Here is a 3,100-nt window from a genome sequence, read left to right as displayed (position 1 = left end):
CCTCGGCGCCGGCCTGCGCCGCCGCCTTCGCGATGCCCGCGCCGAGGCCGGCCGTGCCGCCGACCACCAAGACCACCCTGCCGTCCACCAGTCCCATCGCGTGTCCTCTCGTGTGAGTTCGGTGTGGCGAGTCTGTCCTAGCGCGCCAGGCTTCGCTCAGCCGCGCAGAGCCTGGATCTCGACCGTCAGCTCGAGGTGTTCGCCCGGGGCGAGCCAGGCCAGGTCGATGCCGTTGTTGAAGGCGTCGGGCGGACAGGTCTGCGGCTCGATCGCGACCGCGCTGCGACGCAAGTCGCCGGGCAGGTCATCACAGGTGAAGAGCTGAAGCCAGGGCCCGGCTGCGCCCCAACGGAACTCGACCCCATCACCGTTCGCGTCGACCAGAGAGGCGCGGCGCACCCCGTCGCCCGGGAGCGGCAGCCCGGTGACCGCGCCGTCGAAGCTCACGCCGGCAAGGCGGCGCCCCCGCCGGAGCGACTCGGCATCCGGCAGGTCGGCGATCCCGGTCGGGACCAAGCGATCCGCGGTGGCGAGCTGAATGCGGGCCGCATCGACGGTGAGTGTCCAGTCATCCACTCCCCCGCTGGGGGCGACGGCATAGGGATGGATACCGAGGCCGACCGGCGCCGGCTCGTCGCCGCAGTTGTGTGCCGACACGCTCCACGTCAGTCCGGTGTCGGGGTCGAGGGCGTAGCCGGCGGTGATGCTGAGGGGCCACGGATACCACGGTTGCGGGACGAGGTGTATGGACCAGGTCGCCGAAGCTCCCGCGTGCTCGGTAAGTCGCCAGCGGCTCCACGCGACCAACCCGTGCAGCGCCTGGCCTCGCGCGGGCTCGGTCAAGGGCAGTTCGAACTGTCGCTCACCCACGGCATACCGGCCGTCGACGACCCGACCACACCAGGGCGCGAGGACCGCACCGGCATACGAGGGACGGATCTCATTCTCTCCGTAGGACATCAGCAGCGGGCGACCATCATAGGTGAGCAAGCGCAATCCGCCACCGACCTCGGTGGTGACCGCCTCATAGGAACCTGCGTGGAGTGAGACCTGCTGGCCAGATGGAAGCGTCATGCCTCGATCCTCGTCAAGTCCTCAAGGGCAGACAACTCAGACCGAAGGGGGAGTGCTGCAGTGGCCAGCGCGGGGCTGCGTGGCCGTGACTCGATCACGCGTCGAACGCAGCTTTCAGGCGCATCAGCAACATGTCGGTGTCACGTTCCGGCATGCTGGCTCGAGGTCGAGGATCTTCCCACGGTGCGTGATGTGGGCGAGGATCCTGTGGTCGTCGAGGGATTAGGTGGCCATGGACGTGCGGCTCTTGGTTGCCGAGCACCGCGAAGTTCACTCGCTCGGCGCTTAGCCTCGATCCACCGATCGACTTGGCGCGGTGTGGTGATCCGGCGCGTCGGAACATGAGAATGCCCCTGTGCTGAAACAGAATTGGAGTTCTTCAGGCTTCAGTTCCGTCTCGCGCAAGGGGCATCTCGTAGGTGAAACTCTCTCACACCCTGACCCGCACTTCTGCGGTGTTCGACGACCCGAATCTCGTGTCGTCCGCCGGCCTGGTCCCGGTACTGGCACTGGCCGACCGGGCAGGGCTGCGCCAGCTGGCGGATGAGCACCTGAGCGTGCCGACGGACAAAGGCGCGAACGCTGGGTCGAAGGTGGCCTCGCTCGTGGCCGGGATGGTCGCCGGCGCCGACAGCATCGATGACATGGCCCTGCTGCGCCACGGCGGGATGGGCCGGCTCTTCGCCAAGGCGTACGCGCCCTCGACGCTCGGCTCGTTCCTACGCACGTTCACCTTCGGGCACGTCCGGCAGCTCGATGCGGTCGCCGCACGGTTCCTGCTCGCGCTGTCTCGCCTGGCCGGGCTGACCCCACCGGTCCCGGCACCATTGCCCGCTGGCGACGAGGCGGGAGCGGGCGTCGGGTACGCGTTCGTCGACGTGGACGACACGATCATCGAGGTCCACGGCCACGCCAAGCAGGGCGCCGGGTTCGGCTACACCCGGGTCCGCGGCCTGAACGCGCTGATCGCCACCCTCACCACCGCCGGACACGCGCCCTTGGTCGTAGCGCAGCGGCTGCGCAAGGGCTCTTGTGGGTCGCCCCGCGGGGCGAAACGCCTGGTCGGTGACGCCGTGAAACAGGCCCGCCGCCTGCTCGGCGTGAAGGCGCCGGTCCTGGTCCGGATGGACTCGGCCTACTACGGCCGCGACGCCGTCCACGCGGCGATCACCGGCGGCGCGCACGTGTCCGTCACCGTGCGGGCAACCAGCCCGGTCAAGGCCGCGATCGCCGGCATCGATGACGGTGCGTGGACCACGATCGAGTACCCGGACGCGATCTTCGATGAGATGAGCGGGGCGTGGATCTCGAAGGCGGAGGTCGCCGAGATCGACTTCACCGCGTTCGCCTCCAAGAAGAAGGCCGACCAGGTCCCGGGCCGGCTGATCGTGCGCCGCATCCCCGACTTCAACGCCGACAAGAAGAAGGCGACCGGGCAGGACACCCTGTTCGACACCTGGCGCTTCCACGCGTTCTTCACCACCGTCCCGGCCCATGTGCTGGACACCGTCGCCGCCGACAAGACCCACCGCGGGCACGCGATCATCGAACAGGTCCACGCCGACCTCAAGGGCTCCGCGCTGGCGCACCTGCCCTCCGGGAAGTTCACCGCCAACGCCGCCTGGCTCGTGCTCGCGGTCATCGCGTTCAACCTCACCCGCGCCGCCACCACCCTGGCCTCCGGTGCGACACCCCAGACCTCGAAGCTGGCGAAGGCGACCAGCGCGACCGTGCGTCGCAAGCTGATCCACGTCCCGGCCCGGGTCGCGTCCTCCGCCCGGCGGATCACCCTGCACCTGCCCCAAGCGTGGCCCTGGCACCAGGCGTGGACCCGACTGTTCGACCGCGTCGCCGACCCCCCCGCCACCGCACCGCCCTGACCACCCAGCCGACGACGGCGCGACCCGAGCAACCCCGACGTGGAACACCCCGACAGCGAGGTCGGGCGATCACCCACGCCCCCGCTCGCCTCCTCAGCCCGAGACGACGATCAACCCCACGCCATCAGCCCATCGGTGGATCGAGG

2 protein-coding genes are annotated in these 3,100 nt (G+C 69.4%); one reads left to right on the top strand and one right to left on the bottom strand.

The genetic code is table 11. From position 1 onward, the window contains the following. Window positions 1-156: 156 nt before the first annotated feature. Window positions 157-1,074, bottom strand: a complete 918-nt coding sequence (locus BN11_RS17765; RefSeq protein WP_048699631.1) for an aldose 1-epimerase family protein — start codon at window positions 1,072-1,074, stop codon at window positions 157-159. Between the two features lie 419 nt (window positions 1,075-1,493). On the opposite strand from BN11_RS17765, the gene BN11_RS17760 reads away from it, so the two are divergent. After that, a complete protein-coding gene (locus BN11_RS17760) occupies window positions 1,494-2,954 on the top strand; it encodes an IS1380 family transposase (RefSeq protein WP_048698803.1) in 1,461 nt (486 codons plus the stop codon). Window positions 2,955-3,100 lie beyond the last annotated feature (146 nt).

Source organism: Nostocoides australiense Ben110 (genome assembly GCF_001050535.1).
Classification (GTDB): domain Bacteria; phylum Actinomycetota; class Actinomycetes; order Actinomycetales; family Dermatophilaceae; genus Nostocoides_A; species Nostocoides_A australiense.
The sequence above is the reverse complement of the archived record's forward strand: the minus strand, read 5'-3'. Positions and strand labels throughout refer to the sequence as shown.

Bases quoted from the DNA above. Each gene is read 5' to 3' on its own strand.
- BN11_RS17765 (WP_048699631.1), bottom strand. From the start codon at position 1,074: ATGACGCTTCCATCTGGCCAGCAGGTCTCACTCCACGCAGGTTCCTAT.